The organism is Mucilaginibacter sp. (assembly GCF_965277465.1).
Taxonomy (GTDB): Bacteria; Bacteroidota; Bacteroidia; order Sphingobacteriales; family Sphingobacteriaceae; genus Mucilaginibacter.
This window is the reverse complement of the sequence record NZ_CBDICW010000001.1, coordinates 96,067-115,297: the sequence shown is the minus strand read 5'-3', so window position 1 is coordinate 115,297 and position 19,231 is coordinate 96,067. Positions and strand designations below refer to the sequence as shown.

General features: G+C 41.1%; 16 protein-coding genes. 13 read left to right on the top strand and 3 right to left on the bottom strand.

Annotated features, from left to right (window positions below):
* Window positions 1–8 precede the first annotated feature (8 nt).
* The 3 genes from ACQY4U_RS00450 to ACQY4U_RS00440 all read right to left on the bottom strand — a co-directional run bounded on the left by ACQY4U_RS00450 (window position 9) and on the right by ACQY4U_RS00440 (window position 4,376).
* Window positions 9–2,129: a bifunctional aldolase/short-chain dehydrogenase gene (locus ACQY4U_RS00450; protein ID WP_428327385.1), complete on the bottom strand. Its 2,121-nt coding sequence runs from the start codon at window positions 2,127–2,129 to the stop codon at window positions 9–11.
* A gap of 20 nt (window positions 2,130–2,149) precedes the next feature.
* Window positions 2,150–3,229, bottom strand: a complete 1,080-nt coding sequence (gene rhaT / locus ACQY4U_RS00445; RefSeq protein WP_428327384.1) for an L-rhamnose/proton symporter RhaT — start codon at window positions 3,227–3,229, stop codon at window positions 2,150–2,152.
* 115 nt (window positions 3,230–3,344) lie between these two features.
* A complete protein-coding gene (locus ACQY4U_RS00440; RefSeq protein WP_428327383.1) occupies window positions 3,345–4,376 on the bottom strand; it encodes a GntR family transcriptional regulator in 1,032 nt (343 codons plus the stop codon).
* A 197-nt stretch (window positions 4,377–4,573) separates the two neighbouring features.
* Between ACQY4U_RS00440 and ACQY4U_RS00435 the strand changes: the two genes are divergently transcribed.
* The 13 genes from ACQY4U_RS00435 (at window position 4,574) to ACQY4U_RS00375 (ending at window position 19,206) form a co-directional block, all read left to right on the top strand.
* Window positions 4,574–7,270 (top strand): family 78 glycoside hydrolase catalytic domain, encoded by a 2,697-nt coding sequence (locus ACQY4U_RS00435; RefSeq protein ID WP_428327382.1) that lies wholly within the window; start codon window positions 4,574–4,576, stop codon window positions 7,268–7,270.
* 123 nt (window positions 7,271–7,393) lie between these two features.
* Complete coding sequence (locus ACQY4U_RS00430) at window positions 7,394–8,491, top strand: PAS domain-containing sensor histidine kinase (RefSeq protein WP_428327381.1); 1,098 nt, start codon at window positions 7,394–7,396, stop codon at window positions 8,489–8,491.
* Window positions 8,492–8,629: 138 nt separating this feature from the next.
* A complete protein-coding gene (locus ACQY4U_RS00425) occupies window positions 8,630–10,006 on the top strand; it encodes a sensor histidine kinase (RefSeq protein WP_428327380.1) in 1,377 nt (458 codons plus the stop codon).
* 64 nt (window positions 10,007–10,070) lie between these two features.
* On the top strand, window positions 10,071–10,664 hold the full coding sequence (locus ACQY4U_RS00420) for a Crp/Fnr family transcriptional regulator (RefSeq protein ID WP_428327379.1): 594 nt from the start codon (window positions 10,071–10,073) through the stop codon (window positions 10,662–10,664).
* Between the two features lie 64 nt (window positions 10,665–10,728).
* Window positions 10,729–11,700, top strand: coding sequence for a quinone oxidoreductase family protein (locus ACQY4U_RS00415; protein WP_428327378.1), 972 nt, complete (start codon window positions 10,729–10,731; stop codon window positions 11,698–11,700).
* Window positions 11,701–12,073: 373 nt separating this feature from the next.
* Window positions 12,074–12,511, top strand: a complete 438-nt coding sequence (locus tag ACQY4U_RS00410) for a thioredoxin family protein (RefSeq protein ID WP_428327377.1) — start codon at window positions 12,074–12,076, stop codon at window positions 12,509–12,511.
* 70 nt (window positions 12,512–12,581) lie between these two features.
* On the top strand, window positions 12,582–12,803 hold the full coding sequence (locus tag ACQY4U_RS00405; protein ID WP_428327376.1) for a DUF4266 domain-containing protein: 222 nt from the start codon (window positions 12,582–12,584) through the stop codon (window positions 12,801–12,803).
* Between the two features lie 26 nt (window positions 12,804–12,829).
* Window positions 12,830–14,107: a DUF3570 domain-containing protein gene (locus ACQY4U_RS00400; RefSeq protein WP_428327375.1), complete on the top strand. Its 1,278-nt coding sequence runs from the start codon at window positions 12,830–12,832 to the stop codon at window positions 14,105–14,107.
* Window positions 14,108–14,302: 195 nt separating this feature from the next.
* Window positions 14,303–14,749: a protein-disulfide reductase DsbD N-terminal domain-containing protein gene (locus ACQY4U_RS00395; protein ID WP_428327374.1), complete on the top strand. Its 447-nt coding sequence runs from the start codon at window positions 14,303–14,305 to the stop codon at window positions 14,747–14,749.
* A gap of 8 nt (window positions 14,750–14,757) precedes the next feature.
* Window positions 14,758–16,446, top strand: a complete 1,689-nt coding sequence (locus tag ACQY4U_RS00390; RefSeq protein WP_428327373.1) for a protein-disulfide reductase DsbD family protein — start codon at window positions 14,758–14,760, stop codon at window positions 16,444–16,446.
* A 246-nt stretch (window positions 16,447–16,692) separates the two neighbouring features.
* Entirely contained in the window at window positions 16,693–17,625 is a 933-nt protein-coding gene (locus tag ACQY4U_RS00385) for an FAD:protein FMN transferase (RefSeq protein WP_428327372.1), read from the top strand.
* Between the two features lie 11 nt (window positions 17,626–17,636).
* On the top strand, window positions 17,637–17,858 hold the full coding sequence (locus ACQY4U_RS00380) for a DUF4266 domain-containing protein (RefSeq protein WP_428327371.1): 222 nt from the start codon (window positions 17,637–17,639) through the stop codon (window positions 17,856–17,858).
* A gap of 22 nt (window positions 17,859–17,880) precedes the next feature.
* Window positions 17,881–19,206, top strand: a complete 1,326-nt coding sequence (locus tag ACQY4U_RS00375) for a DUF3570 domain-containing protein (RefSeq protein WP_428327370.1) — start codon at window positions 17,881–17,883, stop codon at window positions 19,204–19,206.
* Window positions 19,207–19,231 lie beyond the last annotated feature (25 nt).

Below are 19,231 nucleotides of genomic sequence, written 5' to 3'. Positions count from 1 at the left end.
TAAATAAACTACCGCACAAACCCCGCAGCTACACCGCCATCAACGTTCAATACATTCCCGGTTGATTTGTTCAGCAAGCCACCCACAAAAGCGAAGCAGGCATTAGCAATATCATCGGGCAGTATGGCCTCATTCAGTAATGTTCTTTTGGCGTAATAAGCAGGCAGTTCATCAACTGTTACCCCATAAGCTTTTGCACGGCCCTCGGCCCAGCCACCGGCCCAAATGTTACTATCACTGATCACCGCATCCGGGTTTACCACGTTAACGCGGATCTTATCTGCACCTAATTCGGCTGCGTTTAAACGGCTTAAGTGGAGCTGTGCTGCTTTTGCACTACCGTATCCGGCATTGTTAGGGCCGCTTACCAGCGCGTTTTTACTTACTATATTAATAATGTCTCCCCCGGTATCCTGTTTTTTCATAATTTCTACAGCTGCCTGAGTAACCAAAAACTGGCCTTTTACCAAAACATCGTATAACAGGTCCCAATCTTTCTCGGTATGGTCGCCTATGGTTTTTGAGATAGATAGCCCGGCATTGTTTACTACAAGGTCTACACCGCCAAAGGCCAATATGCCAGTTGCTAAAGCTTCACGGATCTGCTCGCCTTTGGTTACATCCAGGGTAGCGGTAACGTAGGCATCTTTACCAAATTGCTTTTTAAAATCTTCACCCGCACCTGCCAGGCGTTCCTCATTCATGTCATTCAAAATAACAACGGCGCCTTCTGCAACAAACTTTTTGGCAATTGCCTTACCTATGCCACCAGCGCTGCCTGTTATTAAAGCAATGCGCCCTGATAGGGCCTTTGGTTTTGGCATACGTTGTAGCTTGGCTTCTTCCAATAGCCAGTATTCAATATCAAAGGCTTCCTGGCGGGGCAGGGAGGTGTACTCAGAAATTGCTTCTGCACCTTTCATTACGTTAATGGCGTTGGTATAAAACTCGGCTGCAACCCGGGCCGTTTGCTTATCCTTGGCAAAGGTGAACATCCCTACACCCGGGTATAAAATAACTACCGGGTTAGCATCGCGAATGGCAGGACTATTGGCATTCTTACAGGTATTGTAATAATCAGCATACATTTTACGGTAGGCTTCAAATGCCGGGCTTAGTTTTTCTTTTAATGCTTTTACATCGCTCAGGTCATCGCCGGCTTTCAGATCCAATACCAGCGGACTGATCTTAGTCCTCAAAAAGTGGTCGGGGCAACTGGTGCCCATAGGGGCCAGTCGTTCTAAATCATTAGAGTTAATATATTCCAGTACCCTTGCATCATCGGTAAAATGACCTATCATTTTCACGTTAGATGAGCAAAAACCACGCAGTACCGGTGCTAATGCCACAGCTTGCTTTTTGCGCTCATCGGCGGCTAAGCTTTCTGATTTTTGTCCGCCAAAAACAGGGCCTTTTTTACCGTAGCTCTGCTCCAGGTATTCTGCACATTTTTCTATTACCTCAAGCGTGTTGATATAGCTTTCATAAGCGGTATTGCCCCAGGTAAATAAGCCATGCGAGCCTAACATAATACCACGGATGCCGGGATTGCTATCCAAACATTCTTTTAATTGCAGGCCCAGGTCAAAGCCCGGCCGTTGCCAGCCTACCCAGCCAATAGTGCCGCCAAAAAGTTGTTGCGTTATTTTTTCTCCGTCTTTTGCTGCCGCGATAGCGATAGCTGCATCAGGGTGTAGGTGATCAATATGTTTAAAGGGTAAAAAGCCATGTAAAGGCGTATCAATTGATGGGGCCTTTGAGTTAAGATCAAAAATGCTGTGGTTAAAAAGTTCAACCATTTCATCTTCGTGTGCAATACCACGGTATACATTTTTTAAGCTGCGGAGCCTGTCGACATATAAAGCGGCAAGCCCGCTCTTTTCTAAAGTGCCTATATCCCCGCCCGATCCTTTGATCCACATTACTTCAACCTCTTTTCCGGTTAACGGATCTTTATCCATTACCTTACAGGAGGTATTGCCCCCGCCATAATTGGTTAAGCGCAGGTCGGCACCTAGAAGATTTGAGCGGTATATCAGTAAAGCTACTTCATCTCCGGCTAACGCTGCTGCTTCGGCATCGTCCCACAGATAGCTTACATGTTTAAATTGTTTTGTGCTGACAGACATATTGTAGATTTTTTAAATACTTATTTTATTGAATTACCATACCCTACTATCAAAACCGATAGTATAATGGTTGCTATACCTGCTATAACAGTATAAATTGCTTTTTTGCTTACACCTTTCCATTCTTTTAATAGCAGACCCCATACATTGGCTATTAATATAATAAATGCCATGTGCAGTATCCATGAGCTGGCACCATTGCCCATCTTACTTTCGCCCATGCCATAAAAAAAGAACTGTAAAAACCAGGTTGTACCCGCCAATGCCGAAAACAAGTAGTTCTTTAATAAAGGTTTCTGCGTGTTGGTGTAATCGCCAAAGGTTTTATTGCGGGCATTTAATATCATGCACCATATAAAGTTGGTGGTTAAGCCACCCCAAAGTATCACCACGTAGATCACGTTGTTTTGAAAAAGGAAATCGCCTTGTGCCGGGTGTGCGGCTTTCCATATTTCGTTGGCATTATCGGCCATTGTTTTACCGGCTTCAATACCAAAATTAAAACAGGCGCTCAGTACCCCGGATATTATCGCGACAGCAATGCCTAAGCCAAAGCGGTAATCCTTGTTTTCGTTTACAATAGCTTTGTTAGTGGCCAGGTCATGCTCCTTAATAGTACCGGCTTTACCACAGATGATTATACCGATGGTACATATCACAATGCCCAGTAAAACCATTTGCCCCCAATGGTTGTGCAGCAGCATGCTAAAGCTATCTTTACCCGGCTGCGGGAATATATTATAGTATACAGAAGGAATTATAGAGCCGAAAACCGCGCATAAGCCTAATATAATAGTGCTGCCCAGTGATACGCCTAAATACCGTACTCCCAAACCATAAGTTAAACCGCCTATTCCCCATAGCAAGCCAAAAAAGTAGGTGAGTAAAAGTATTTGCCCGTTGGTTTGTTTAATTATTTCGGTAAAGTTGGGTATGGTGATCCATGCGGCAAGCGGCGGTACAATTAACCACGAAAATATGCCGCCAATTATCCAGAAACTTTCCCAGGCCCAGCCTTTTACTTTTTTAAAAGGAATATAAAAGCTGCCTGAAGCAAAGCCACCAATAAAGTGGAAGATGATACCAAATATGATCTGCATACAAAAGGTTTATAACGCTGATTGGAACGTTTGACTAAATTAAACATCAATTATTGTTTATCCGTCATGTACTGTCATGCCGTTAACTGTTTTGATGATAAATGAAGTGTGCTTTTTATAATGACGACCGCCTGGTATAATAAAAAGGCACTTCCACATGCTGTTTTATATTTTGGGTGATCATATTGGCGGCTATGGTACCCATATATTTAAAATCAGTTGATATGGTAGTGATGCCGTTGAGGATGATGCGCTTTAAAGGCGTTTCGTTGTAGGAGATAACGCCAATATCCTTGCCTATTTTAAGGTCGAGCGCTATAATGCGTTCAAGCAATACCACCAGGTCATCCTCCATCAGGTTAATAAAAACCTCGCCTTTGTTTATAGGCTCCAGGCTTATGTCGTTAATTACTTTGTGGTTAAAGGCGTACTGCTGGCAAAATCTTTTAAAGCCGTTCAGTATCTCAACCGGGTAATAGGTATGCGAAGGGAAAATGATCTTGAGCGTATCATAATTACTTAACTGATCGCGAGCCTCCTCTAATGCGCCAAAAATATCCTTCTCAAAGTTTTCGTAGGCGGCGCTGTAATTACCATCAATACCCGGTATTTTTTTATCAAGCAGTATCAGCTTGTCTTTAGGTATGGTGTTGATGATCTCGTGGGCATTCTCACCGCCATCCAAAAAATGTGGGATGATCACGTAGTGGGTATAATCACTCTTTTTATTGAGCAGGAGTTTTTTGAAAAGGTTAAAGTCGTTGTTATAAATGTATAAATCAATGGCTACATCCTCGCCCAAGGCAGCAACAAAAGCATCAAACACTATTTTTTTATGGGCGCTTAGCTTATTAAATAGTAAAAATACTTTAAGCTTTTGCCTGAAAAGGACGTTTGATATATAATACCCTTTACCCGGTACAGAGCTGATAACGCCTATCTTTTTTAAATGCTTGTACCCCTTTTCGGCGGTATCTCTTGATATATCAAGCTGGTAGCTTAATTCGTTAATGGAGGGCAGCAGGTAATCTTTGGTGATCTTGCCCGATCCTATTGCATTTAAAATGGCATTAGTGAGCTGCAGGTATTTTGGCGATGCCGAATATTCATCAATTTGTACCAGATCAAAAAAGGAAACAGACTTCATTATTGTATTGGTTTAACCGGGCAGGCTGTATAATTGAAACGAATATGCGTGATTTTTATTTAAAGCCGCGTATTATTTTTGTGAACCTTTGGAGGCATCCAAACCATGATAGTTTTACAGGATGGTACAGGACGCGTTTATTTCCTGATCTGCTTAATTTGCACACCGCAATAATTTCATATCCTATATTTGAATTAATGATAACCCTTCCGGCTCAAAAAACATTCTTAAAAAAAATAGCTGTTTGCTGCTTAATTGTTTTAAGCAGTACGTTTATAAATAAAGTATATGCTGCTACCAAAGTGGCCGACCTTAAATGCGAATACCTTATTGATCCTTTGGGAATTGATGCCCTGCATCCGCGATTATCGTGGGTGATGGATGATACCCGGCAGGGTGCTGCGCAAACTGCTTACCAGGTTTTTGCAGGTACAGATTCTGTTGCTGTAAGCAAGGGGATTGCAAACAGCTGGCAAACAGCTAAAATTGCATCAGATCTGAGCCGGGTACTTTACCAGGGTAAGGCATTACAGCCATTTACCAAATATTACTGGAAGGTTTTGAGCTGGGATAATGCAGGAAAAAGCACATCATCGGCAATTGCCAGCTTTGAAACCGGGATGATGGATAAAACTAACTGGAAAGGTACCTGGATAAGCGACAGCAGGAACATCAATTTTAAACCTGCACCGTATTTCAGGGATGTATTTACTGCTGCTAAAAAGATCAGATCGGCAAGGGCTTATATAGCTGTGGCCGGCTTATATGAGTTATATATTAATGGACAAAAAATAGGCAACCACCGGTTAGACCCTATGTACACCCGGTTTGACAGGCGCACTCTGTATGTTACTTATAATGTTACCGCACAATTGCAAAGCGGTAAAAATGCTATTGGTGTGTTGTTGGGTAATGGCTGGTATAATCACCAGTCTACCGCCGTATGGGATTTTCATAAGGCACCCTGGCGCGGCCGGCCTGCATTTTGTATGGACCTGCGCATAACCTACGAGGACGGGACTACAGAAACAATTACATCCGGCAAAAATTGGAAAACCTCGCTCGGCCCGGTTATTTTTAACAGCATTTATACCGCCGAGCATTATGATGCCCGCCTGGAGCAACCCGGATGGAACACCACTAATTTTATTGATACCGCGTGGAAAGAGATCACCAACCGTTCGGCACCATCGGCAAATATCGTATCACAGGCTATGCAGCCCATTCGTAATGTAGAAAAGATACCGGCTGCAAGTGTTAAAAAGATAGATGAAAAAACCTACCTTTTTGATTTAGGCCGAAACATATCGGGTGTAAGCCAAATTACCGTAAGTGGCGAAGCGGGTACTATTATCCGCCTTAAACATGCCGAAAAGTTGGATAAAAATGGCCGTGCCGATCAATCAAATATTGATATTCACTATAGGCCAACGGATGACAAGGATCCCTTTCAAACCGATATTTTTATTTTGAGCGGCAAAGGTGAAGAGTCATTTATGCCTAAATTTAACTATAAGGGTTTTCAGTATGTAGAGGTAAGCAGCACTACGCCCATCAGCCTGAGCAAAGAAAGCCTTACCGGTTATTTTATGCACAGCGATGTTAGCCCGGTTGGTGCCGTAAGCTCATCAAACAATACCATAAATAAAATATGGTGGGCTGCCAATAACTCATACCTGTCTAACTTTTTCGGCTACCCTACAGATTGCCCGCAGCGTGAAAAAAACGGCTGGACAGGGGATGCGCACATAGCCAGCGAAACCGGGCTGTACAATTTTGATGGCATAACCATTTATGAAAAATGGATGGCCGATCACCGCGATGAGCAGCAGCCAAACGGAGTGCTGCCATCCATAGTACCATCTGACGGTTGGGGATATGAATGGGGTAACGGGCCCGATTGGACCAGTACAATAGCTATTATTCCCTGGAACCTTTATTTATTTTATGGTGATAACAAACCCCTGGCTGATAATTACGACAACATAAAACGCTATGTTGACCATATCAACGACCTTTATCCAACTGGGCTTACCACCTGGGGGCTTGGCGATTGGGTTCCGGTTAAATCGGTAACGCCTGTTGAGCTAACTTCATCGGCCTATTACTATGCCGATGCCAGTATATTGGCCAAAGCCGCCAGGATACTGAACAAAACTGGGGAGGCTGCAAAATATGATGCTTTGGCCTTAAAGATAAAAGATGCTATCAACGCCAAATATCTTGACCGCACAACGGGTATGTATGATAAAGGTTACCAGACCGAATTAAGTGTGCCCTTGTTTTGGGGAATTGTACCCGAAGATATGAAGACTAAAGTAGCTGCTAACCTGGCCCAGCGGGTAAAGGAGGATAATTATCATTTGGATACAGGGATATTAGGCGCAAAAGCTATACTAAGTGCTTTAAGTGATAACGGTTACCCCGAGGTTGCCTATGCCATAGCATCGCAGGAAACTTTTCCTTCGTGGGGCTGGTGGATAGTTAATGGCGCTACCACCTTGTACGAGAACTGGGATATTCAGGCCAAGTCTGACCTGTCATTAAATCACATTATGTTTGGCGAGATAGGGGCCTGGATGTATAAAGGCATTGGGGGTATAAAGCCAGATCCGCAAAGCCCGGGATTTAAAAATGTGATCCTGGAACCTCATTTTATGGATAAACTTGACCATTTTGAATCAGCGCACGTTGGTCCGTATGGTAAAATATCTTCATCATGGCAAAAGAAAGATGGCGTTATTGAGTACAGTGTTATTATACCTTCAAACTCAACAGCAACACTTAGCTTTAAAAATACCGGAAGCAAAAAAGTATACCAGGGCGGTAAGCTTCTCAATGTGGTAAATGGTTTGCATTTAATATCAGGCAGTTATACGTATGTTGTAAAATAGTGGATAAGTAATATTGGTTGGGCTGGTTTGCAATGTGTGTATTTGTGTCATAATAACACCTATAATGCAACTAATGTATTAAACATCCGTATAGTAGCGTTAATACCAAGGATGCTACCTGAAATGACCGAAATAAAGAATTATGCCGATACTGCTTTTACCGATAACTTTAATTTAGAACATTTTTTTGAGCTATCTGCTGATTTGTTTTGCATAGCCGGGTACGACGGTTATTTTAAAAAGATAAATTCAAGTGTTTCAAAAACATTGGGTTATACCAACGAGGAGTTGTTTGCAAAACCTATTCACGAATTTATTTATAGTGATGACAAGCATATAACAGCAGATAAGCGCCTTAACTTAATTGCTGATACCCCTCTTTTAAATTTTGAGAACCGTTACCTGACCAAAAGCGGTGAAATTGTTTGGCTCTCATGGACGTCAATGCCTGTAAAAAGTGAAGAAGTGGTGTTTGCCATTGCCAAAAACATTACCCATAAAAAGAAACTCGACGAAGACAGGAATGCCCTGCTGGCTGATTTTACTAAAATAAATCAAAACCTTAAACAGTTAACCTACTCAACATCGCACGATTTGCGGATGCCGGTAAGCAATTTGCTGTCTGTTTTTAATTTGCTGGATATTTCAAAGATACAGGACGAAGAAACATTGGAGTTTATTGGCATGTTAAGATCATCAACCGAAAGCTTAAGGGATACGCTTAATAATTATGTGGATCAGCTAAGCCAAAAAAATGTGCTGATGGTGCATACTGAAGCGGTAGATATAAATGAGTGCTTAAATTCGGCATTACAGGGTTTGCAATCGCTGATTCAAAGCTCAGGCGCAAAAATACAGGTAAACCTTGCTGAATTAAAGACTGTGAATTTTAACCGAGCCTACCTTGAAAGTGTTTTTCTTAACCTGATCACCAACTCAATTAAATATGCTAAACCCCATCAGTGCCCGGTAATCTCTATCAGCTCAAAAAGAGAAAACGGGGTTAATCAATTACTTTTTGCCGATGAAGGACAAGGCTTTGATATGGATAAGGTGAAGAACAAAATATTTGGCTTGAACCAAAAATTTCATAATAATAATGATAGCAAAGGCATTGGCTTATACCTGGTTTATAACCATGTAATTAGCTTAGGCGGTAAAATAGTTGTTGATAGTAAATTAAATGAAGGTGCAAAATTCGAGATCTCTTTTAAGGATTGATTGTACTGACTTACATCAGCTTTACTTCAATAATTTAATTGTTACAATTAAATTATAACCTAAACTTTTATAGCCCGTATAAAACAATGTATCCCGAAACGATATTTTATATCAATTTAAATATCGCGGGCAGTAAATATGAAGAGAGTAATAATAGCATTAACCACAATAGTATTGATCGCAACGGCGGCAATAGGTGTTGCGCATTATTATTCGGTTAAGATCCTTTCGGCCAGCCGGGCCTATACAAATTTCGAATCTCAATACTCTAAAGGCGAAAAGGATGCCTCCCGGCATTTAATGAGCTATATCTACTCGCACGATGAGGTTGATTATTTAGCTTTTAAAAACGACATCAGCATTCCTATCGGCGATAGCATAGCCCGCAATGCACTTACCACAGGCAAGGATATAAGAATAGCCCGTATTGGTTTTTTAATGGCCGGCAATCATCCCGATGACCTGCCCGAACTGGTTTGGTTTTTTCACCGCTTTAAAAACGTTGCCCTGTTTAAAACAGCCATTAATGCCTGGCAAGAATCTGATATTATGGTGGGTAAGCTTAACCGTATCGGTGCGGTTGCCTATAACAAAATACATTCGGGCAAACCGGTAGATAAAGAAGATCTGGTGTTGCAGATCAATACCATATCTGATAACCTTACCATTAAGCAACTTAACTTTTCGGCGGTATTGGGCATCACCTCGCGCATGGTTGATCATTATGTTTTTATCGCTGATCTTACTATCTCTATCATTATACTTGCCTGTTCGGCACTGCTGGCCGGCATCATGCTGCGCAAACTTCATACCTCTAAAAAAGTAATTACCGAGCAAAACCTGGAGCTTAAGCTGATGAATGAACGCGTAAGCAAATTTGTTTATACCGTAACGCACGATCTGCGGTCGCCGCTATCTTCTTTAACCGGCCTGGTTTCTGTACTGGAACGTGAAAAGGATATTACCAAAATTCCGGAATATACAGCCATGATGAAAGAGAGCCTGGAACTGCAGGACAAATCTATCCATGATGTTTTAAATACTATTATTAATGCCAATAGTAAAAAGGAAGAGGTTTGTAATTTAGGCGATATTGTGAATGACGTGATCAGCCAGAACAGCTTTTTCGCCGAAGGCAAAAAGGTGAAATTTTTAAACGAGCTGGAAGTTTGGGAGCTTAAATGCAATGTAACCGACCTGAAGGTGATATTTAATAATTTAATTTCGAACGCTATTAAATATGCCGACTTTAACAAGCCTGAGCAATGGATCCGTGTAAAAACCTATCGCAATAACCAAAACTGTGTTATTGAAATTGAGGACAACGGCTTAGGTATAAAGCCCGATCAGAAGAGCAGTATCTTTAACAAATACTTTAAATCGGGCATCAACAAAAAAAGCATGGGACTTGGTTTGTATTTTACCAAACAAGCTATTGAAGATATGAACGGTACCATTACCGTAAAATCACTGTTGGGTATTGGTACTTCATTCATCGTATCGCTGCCGTTGTAATAAAGCGCGTATAATCTTATCAAATAAGTTATTATTCCTAATTTAACAGCACATACTGTTATTTATGCTTTTTCATTTCAAAGATAAATTTCCTCAATTAGCCGTTTACTGGGATAAATACCTGGAGTTTCAGAAACGTATTGAAGTGCCCGCAAAAACAGTATTGTTGGCAGAAGGAAAAGTATCAGGAAATTATATTTTTATCGAAAAAGGATGCGTCCGTTTAGCGTTTAACAATAACGGAACGGATAAAACGGTACAGTTTTTTTTTGAAAACGAGGGGTTAACCTCATTTGAAAGTTTTTTGAAAAATACACCCAGCTTATTCGCCGTAGAAACTATTGAACCATCGGTTGTTTACCTGCTGCCCAAAATACACGTTAATAATTTGTTGAACGAACTGCGCCACGAAGCCGATTTTTTAAATATGATATTAGAAGTTTCGGCCGAAAGGCAACTGCATTATATGCACGAATTTGTATCGTTTATAAAAGATACGCCCGAGCAGCGCTATCAAAATTTGTTGAAAGAAAGGCCGCATATTATTCAGCGGGTGCCGCAGCATTATATCGCATCTTACCTGGGTGTAAGCAGGGTTCACCTGAGCCGGATAAAAAGTTCCCTCGCACGAAAAAAGGATCAGGAAAACATTCGGTAACATTTGTTATCGCCATCCCTTGTGGCCTCGCTTTAATTTTGTCGTAACAAAAAAATAAAAAACGATGAAAGCAGCAGTAATGTATCAAAAAGGTGAATTACCCCAATATGTAGATTTCCCCGAGCCAATGGCTCAAAATGATGATGAAGTTTTAGTTACCGTTAACGCCGTTGCATTGAAACATTTTGACAGGGGCAGGGCTACAGGAAAACACTATTCAAGCGATGCACCAAAGCAAGCAGGCCGTGTAGTTGGCGGCGATGGTGTTTGTTTCCTGGAAGATGGTACGAGGGTTTACGGAATGGCCGTAAACGGTATGATGGCAGAAAAAGCTATCATAGAAAAAAGCAGGATAGTAAAGTTGCCTGCCGGGATAAGTGACGCAAATGCCGCAGCTTTGGCAAACGCAGTAATTGGTGCAGCTATGGCTTTACGGTTTAAAGCAGCTATTAAATCCGGGGATGTAGTATTGATTAACGGCGCCACAGGTTTTACCGGTAGGGTGGCCGTTCAGATAGCGAAACATTACGGGGCTAAAAAAGTGATTGCTACCGGGAGGAATGAGCAATCGTTAAATGATCTATTAATGCTTGGGGCAGATGAAATTATTTCTGTTAAACAAGCGGATGAACAATTTATGGAACAAATAAAACAAGCGCATACCCTTACACCTATTGATGTGATTGTTGATTATTTGTGGGGGCATACAGCCGAAATGATTTTGGCAAGCTTGATGGGTAAAGGTGCATTCACCCATAAAACCCGGTTTGTTTCTGTAGGGAGCATGACAGGGGATCTGATCCAGCTATCTGCCGCAAATTTACGGAGCGTTGATTTACAGCTAACAGGTTCGGGCCTGGGGGCCTGGTCTAAAGATCAGGTGCATCAGCTTTTCTCAGAGATATTACCGGAAATGTTCCAGCTATCGGCCGATGGCAAATTAAAGATAGAAACGACTGAAGTTAAATTAAAAGACATTGCGGACCTATGGGATCTTGAAATTCCGGATGGACAGCGATTGGTGGTGGTTATATAAATTTAGGGCCGCTTATCCGGGGCATTTATATTCCTCATAAAACAAATATTATAAATAAACATCCGCTTCAACTTCAGGTTTGCTTCAATATTCGGCGTTATTTTAGTTAAAGTGTATAATTGATAAGGCTCGTTTATATATCAATCGTCATAATATGTTAAAATAATGTTAAATGGGCTCATTTTCATGCAAACTACAGATTGTGCTGGTAATATCGCTGTTACATTAAGGGATTTAAATAGCAGTAACACAAAAAATAAAAAGGATGTATGTGCGTTTCATACCGAAAATAATAAATGAGCGCTTTGCCCTTAATTATATTTATAAGTGTTAGTTGATACCCGGTTTAAGATTTACTATTAAAAATTACAACATGAAATTATTACTGATCTCTTTTGTTTTAGGTTTGTTTGTTAACGTTACCTGGTTGGGCGACTTTAACGAAGCAACCGCTGAAGCCGCAAAATCTCATAAATATATCCTGATCAATTTCTCAGGATCTGATTGGTGTGGCCCCTGCATTCGCGAAAGGAAAGAAATTTTAGAAAACGATGCATTCGTGAAATATGCTGCAGATCATTTGGTATTGGTAAGGGCCGATTTTCCACGACAAAAGAAAAACCAGCTGAGCAAAGAGCAAACTAAAAAGAACGAAGCTTTAGCAGATAAATATAATCCGGAAGGAAAGTTCCCTTATACCATACTGGTTGATGAGCACGGTAAAGTAGTAAAAGACTGGGATGGTTTCCCTAATGAATCGCCTGAAAGTTTTGTTAATCAAATCGCAACATTATCAGGCACGGCCAACTAAATAAAGCGGGTTTAAATCATCTGTTTTAACATAATTATAATATATCCAACATAAATAATAACCCTGCAATATGATAAATCAGATCGCAAAAATTTCAGCCTGTTTACTGCTGGCAGTGGCCTGTGCCTCCTGCGCAAATGTAAAAGAGTATCAGAAAAATCGCATCAATGATTCGGAGATGGCCTTGAGCAACCGGAAGGTAGAGAAAAATGAATTGAATTTTCAATCGTACCGCGAAGCGGCTTCGGGTGCTAATGCCGGGAAAACCGGTGGCGGCTGTGGCTGTAATTAATTGCTCTTTAACCCCTGATCATTTAAATGAAAAAAATATATTTATCCGTCCTCGGATTTTCATTACTTTGCCGCCTCAATGGCTATGCACAAACCAAACAGGATAGTGTGGCCCATAAATCTGCATATACCATTAACAATACACCAAAGCAGGATTCAACCCACTATAACCCCCGGAAGTTTCACCTGGATGAAATTGATTTTGTATCCAGTTACTATTCACAAACGGGTAACCACTCGGCAGTAACGGGTGGTATAGGTACTGAGAAGGTAACTGACCTTGCTAACGGGCTTACTTTAAACTTTGTTAAAACGGATCGTAATCAAAATAAAAATACCCTGACGGTAGGGCTTGGTTTTGATTACCATACAGCGGCATCACAGGCCTATGTATCTAAAACCGGTGCATCAAGCCCAACGGGTGCAAGGCTTTATCCATCTATTGATTATACAATTGAAAGTGCTAAAAGCGGCAATACCTTTGGTTTCGGGGCATATTATTCTAACGAGTACAATTACAAATCATTAGGCGGCGATGTGCATTTCTCTGTTAAAACAGCCGATAAAAATGGTGAATTCAGCGCCAAGCTTCAAGGCTATTTTGATAATGTTACGCTCATTTACCCATCAGAATCTCCTTTGGCAACTGCTGTGGTAACAAACTATGGTGGCGACCACGGCGATGGCGGGCACAGGGATAACTATGGTACCAGTCCGCGCAAAACATATAGTGCTTCTTTCTCTTATTCGCAGATCATTAACTCAAGGTTGCAGATTGCATTCTTGGCAGATGTAGTGGGCCAGAACGGATTTTTGAGCCTGCCATTTCACAGGGTTTATTTTTCGAACGGAAAGGACACAATTGAAAGATTACCTTCGTCCCGTTTTAAATTACCGATAGGGTTCCGCGCCAATTATTTCCTGGGTGATAATATTATTCTCCGGTCTTACTACCGTTACTATGCCGATAGCTGGGGAGTGCGGTCAAGTACAGCCAACCTTGAGGTTGCTTACAAGGTTTCGCCATTCTTTTCTATTTCGCCATTTTACAGGTATTATACCCAAACAGCTGCCAGGTACTTTGCTCCATACGAAGAAGCCAGCCCTACGCAGCAGTATTTCACCAGTAACTATGAATATGCAAAATTCCATAGCCAGTTTTTTGGGGTAGGTTTCCGCATAGCACCACCTAACGGCGTTTTTGGATGGCAGGGACTTCATGAAATGGAAATAAGATACGGCCATTATTCACAAAATACCGATCTCGTTTCCAACGTAGTTTCAGTGAACCTGGGTTTTAAATAATCACATTTTACATTGCTGTTAAAGGATTTCAATCAGAAACCTTTAGCAGCAATAATATAAGTATTTATCAGGCCGAAAAGTACCTGTTGTGCTATAGTTATGCCCTATTTGGCCATTGGTGTTTTTAAATATTTATATCATAAATATTTAAAAATCAGTTGGTTGTTGGTAATTTTTACACTAAAAAATAATAGAATGAAACATTTAAGTATCGCCGCTATGCTGATTTTTTTAACAGCAAGTGCTTTTGCACAAATAGCACAACCTGTTAAATGGGCTTACGCCGCAAAAAAAATAAATGATAAGGAAGCTGTTATATTTATAAAGGCAACCATTGATGACGGGTGGCATATTTACTCACAAAATATTAAAGATGGCGGCCCTGTAAAAACAAGCTTTACTTTTTCGCCTGCTGCAGGTTATAGCCTGATAGGTAAAACCATTGAACCTGCTCCCATAACCCATTTCGAAAAATCGTTTGGGATGGATGTTTCCTATTTTGAAAAGACCGTTGTTTTTCAGCAGAAGATTAAATTGAAAAAGGCCCAAACTACAGTAAAGGGGTCTCTGGAATACATGACCTGCAATGATCACAAATGCCTGCCCCCAACCGATCTGGACTTTAGCGTTACCATAAAATAATTACCGATATGAACTTATCACAATTCAGGCTGTTTTTCTTAACCGCATTGCTTACTGCGTCTTTTCTTTTTTGTGGTAGCCGGGTATCTGCACAAAATAATAAAAATGATACTGTTTCTGCAAGCGGGGTAGATTTTACCCCTATCCCAACAGCGGCAGATAGTATTGCGGCCCTTAAGGCAAAACACAAAACAGATGCGGTAACAAAAACGGGGCAGCCTGTTAAACTACAAGCACCTGAGCATAAAACCTTATGGCAAATATTTATTGCTGGTTTTTTGGGCGGATTTGCTGCCTTGCTTATGCCCTGCATATTCCCCATGTTGCCGCTTACCGTTAGTTATTTTACTAAAAAGGGGAAAGCTAAAGCCGCGGGGCAAGCTTCACTATATGGCCTTTCAATTATTGTTATTTATGTATTGTTAGGATTGATTATTACCCTGATTTTTGGCTCAGATGCTTTGAATGCGCTCTCTACCAACGGGATATTTAACTTCTTTTTCTTTTTACTGCTCATTGTATTCGGTATTTCTTTTTTAGGAGCCTTTGAAATTACACTACCCAGTTCGTTGGCCAATAAGCTTGATGAAAATTCAGATAAAGGCGGCCTGATGGGGCTTTTCTTTATGGCAGCTACCCTGGTGGTTGTTTCTTTTAGCTGCACCGGGCCAATTATTGGAACATTACTGGTTGAAGCCGCCTCAAAAGGGGAACGACTGGGCCCGGCAATTGGTATGTTTGGTTTTTCGCTGGCATTGGCAATTCCGTTTACCTTGTTCGCATTATTCCCATCAGCATTAAAATCTTTGCCAAAATCCGGAGGATGGCTAAACAGTGTAAAGGTGGTGTTAGGTTTGCTCGAACTGGCGTTTGCACTTAAGTTCCTGTCTAATGTGGATCTGGCTTATCATTGGAACTGGTTCGACCGGGAAATATTCCTGGCCCTTTGGATCGTTATATTCGCAATAATGGGTTTTTACCTGTTAGGTAAACTTCAGTTTTCGCACGATAGTCCCGTTTCCTATGTATCTGTTCCAAGAACATTTATGGCCATTATTGTACTGTCTTTTGTTGTTTACATGATACCTGGGATGTGGGGCGCACCGTTAAAATCCATCAGCGCATTTTTACCACCATCATCAACGCAAGATTTTGATCTGTATACCTCTGCGCAGCTAAATAATGGTAACAACGGCGGCGCAACTGCCGGCAGTTTTACAGGCGTAAAAAAATATGAAGAGATATTTAAAAGAGCACCCAGCAGCAAATTAGGGTTGGAAGCATTTTATGATTATGAGCAGGCACTGCAAGTATCAAAAGCCGAAAGAAAACCTGTTTTAATTGATTTTACCGGTTGGAACTGTGTAAACCGCCGTAAAATGGAAAGTACCGTTTGGACCAACCCGCAAGTAATTAAATTACTGCGCAGCAAATTTATTATGGCCGAGCTTTATGTGGATGATAAAACGGAGCTCGAAAAATCAGAACAATTTACTTCAACCTACAGTGGTAAACTAATTAGTACACTTGGTGGCAAGTGGAGTGATTTCCAGGCATCTAAGTTCAATACCAATTCGCAGCCTTTTTATGTGATTGTTAACAGTAATGGTGAGATTTTGGAAACGCCGAGCGGAGCCGATTATGATGCAGAGGATTATACCAAATTTTTAGAAAAGGGCATCAGTCAATTTAAATAATTAAACAGCTATTGATGTAAAGATTTTAACTCGCAGCTAAAGTAAAGGCTGTTATAACTGTTACAAAAGCATTAGTTGATACTTTGTATTAAGTTGCTGATATTAAATGTGTTAATAAATGTTAAATAAGGATAAAACGGGTAGATTAGTTTGGTAACTTCAAGCTATCTTCAGATTTTACGGCTAACATTACTGATACATTTTAAGCTAATATGATTACTTTACAATACGTATAAATTGTATGTTATGACCGCTCTTCAAGTTTTTAAAAAAGCCTGTAAACTGATGGGGAACCGTTTTGAATTAACCGTTGTTTCGGCTAATGAAAAATGGGCCAATGAACGGATTGATGCCGGAATACAAGAGATACAACGGATTGAAAAACTACTTACCACTTTTAGTGATGATAGTGAAACAAACCAGGTGAACAGCAATGCGGGGATTAAGCCCGTAGTGGTAAGCCGGGAAACGTTTGATCTGATCCGGCGGTGTGTGATGATCTCCCGGATTACCCAGGGTGCTTTTGATATTACTTATGGATCAATTGATAAAAGGCTATGGAACTTTGACCAGCACATGACCTCGTTACCCGACGAGGCTACGGCAAAAAAAATGGTAAGGCTAATCAACTACCGCAATATAATTCTTAATGAAGCTGATTGTACGGTGTTTTTACGGGAGCAGGGTATGCGCATAGGATTTGGCGGTATTGGTAAAGGTTATGCCGCAGAGCGGGCCAAACTTATTATGGTACAGCAAGGTGTTGAAAGTGGCGTTGTAAATGCTTCGGGCGATTTGAACGCCTGGGGTTTGCAGCCCGATGGTAAAAAATGGACCATCGGAATTGCCAACCCGGATTCATCTCACCAGGTTTTTTCTTACCTCAATATATCGGGATTGGCCGTTGCCACATCAGGGAATTATGAAAAGTTTATCCTGATTGATGGTAAAAAGTATTCACATACCATCAACCCGCGCACAGGGCTCCCGGTAACGGGTATTAAAAGTGTAACCATCATATCTACCAATGCAGAGATTGCTGATGCTATGGCCACCCCGGTTACCATTATGGGGGTTTACGCCGGTTTAGATATGATTAACCAGATGAAAGATATTGAAGCCATTATTATTGATGATGACGACAATTTATATACATCAAAAAATATAAATATTACTTAACCCCCTGATTCATGATTACCCCAACAATTAAAGTACTGGCCGGCCTTATGGTAATGGCTGCAATGACGTCCTGTGTGCAATTAAAAGAGTACCAGAAAAACAGGATCAATGATTCTGAAATGGCACTCAGTAACCGTAAGGTAGAAAAGAACGAGTTAAATTTTCAATCCTATCGCGAAGCAGCTTCGGGTGCTAATGCGGGCAAAACTGGTGGTGGCTGTGGCTGCAATTAATTAGCATTAACACTTAAAGCACATGAAAAAAATATTTTTATCCGTTGTCGGGTTCGCAATGATCTGCCGTTTAAGTGCCTCTGCCCAAACTAAGGAGGATACAAGCCGAAATAAAAAACCATTCAGTTTATACCAGCCCGTAAAGATTGACGGTGAGGAGAAACCCTATGATTATAACCCACGCGCCTTACGTATTGACGAAATAAACCTGGTATCCAGTTATTACTGGCAAACCGGCGATCATTCGGCCATAACCGGGGGGATTGGAACAGAAAAGGTTTCAGACATCTCAAATGGCTTAGATCTTAAGCTGGCCTGGAACGGTAATAATTCCAACAAAAATACCATCTCCCTGGGTTTAGGGCTCGATCATCATACCTCTGCATCCTCTGCGTATGTTACCAAAACAGGCTTGGGCAAACAGGGTGGAACAAGGATCTATCCATCGTTTGACTGGACACTTGAAAACGCTAAAACAGGTAATACCTTTGGTATTGGCGCTTATTACTCGGGCGAGTATAACTATAAGTCGTTAGGTGCCGATTTGCATTTTTCAGCAAAGACTGCCGATAAGAACGGTGAGTTCAGCGTTAAATTACAAGCCTATTTAGATCATGTAACCCTTATTTATCCTTCAGAATTTATACCTGTTATTACCCCTGTATCAACAGGGTCAACTTATGTTACAACAGCCAGTGGTAACGTGGTATTGAGCAACGGCGGCTCTTCGGTATCAAAACCAAGCCTTCCTACAAAACCACGCGATACTTATACCGCATCTTTTGGCTATTCGCAAATAATTAACTCAAGGCTACAGATCATGTTCCTTGCCGATCTGGTAAAGCAAAACGGTTATTTAAGCTTGCCGTTTCACAGGGTGTATTTTTCAAACGGGAAAGATACCATTGAAAAATTGCCATCATCCCGTTTTAAGCTGCCGGTAGGGTTTAGGGCTAACTATTTTTTAGGGGATAATATTATTCTCAGGTCTTATTACCGCTATTACTTGGATAATTGGGGCACCCGTGCCAATACAGCGAGTTTAGAGGTTACTTATAAAGTTTCTCCTTTCTTTTCTGTATCGCCGTTTTACCGGTATTATACCCAAACGGCTGCCAGGTATTTTGCCCCTTACGAAGGACATAGTGCTACCGACGAGTACTATACCAGTAATTATGAATATGCCAAGTTCAACAGCCAGTTTTTTGGTATGGGTTTCAGGATAGCGCCGCCTAAGGGAGTTTTTGGTTGGCAAAACCTGCACGAACTGGAACTGAGGTATGGCCATTATTCGCAAAATACCAATTTAGTATCCAACGTGGTTTCTTTAAATCTTGGATTTAAATAGGCTGATCATCTGATATATCTGGCCG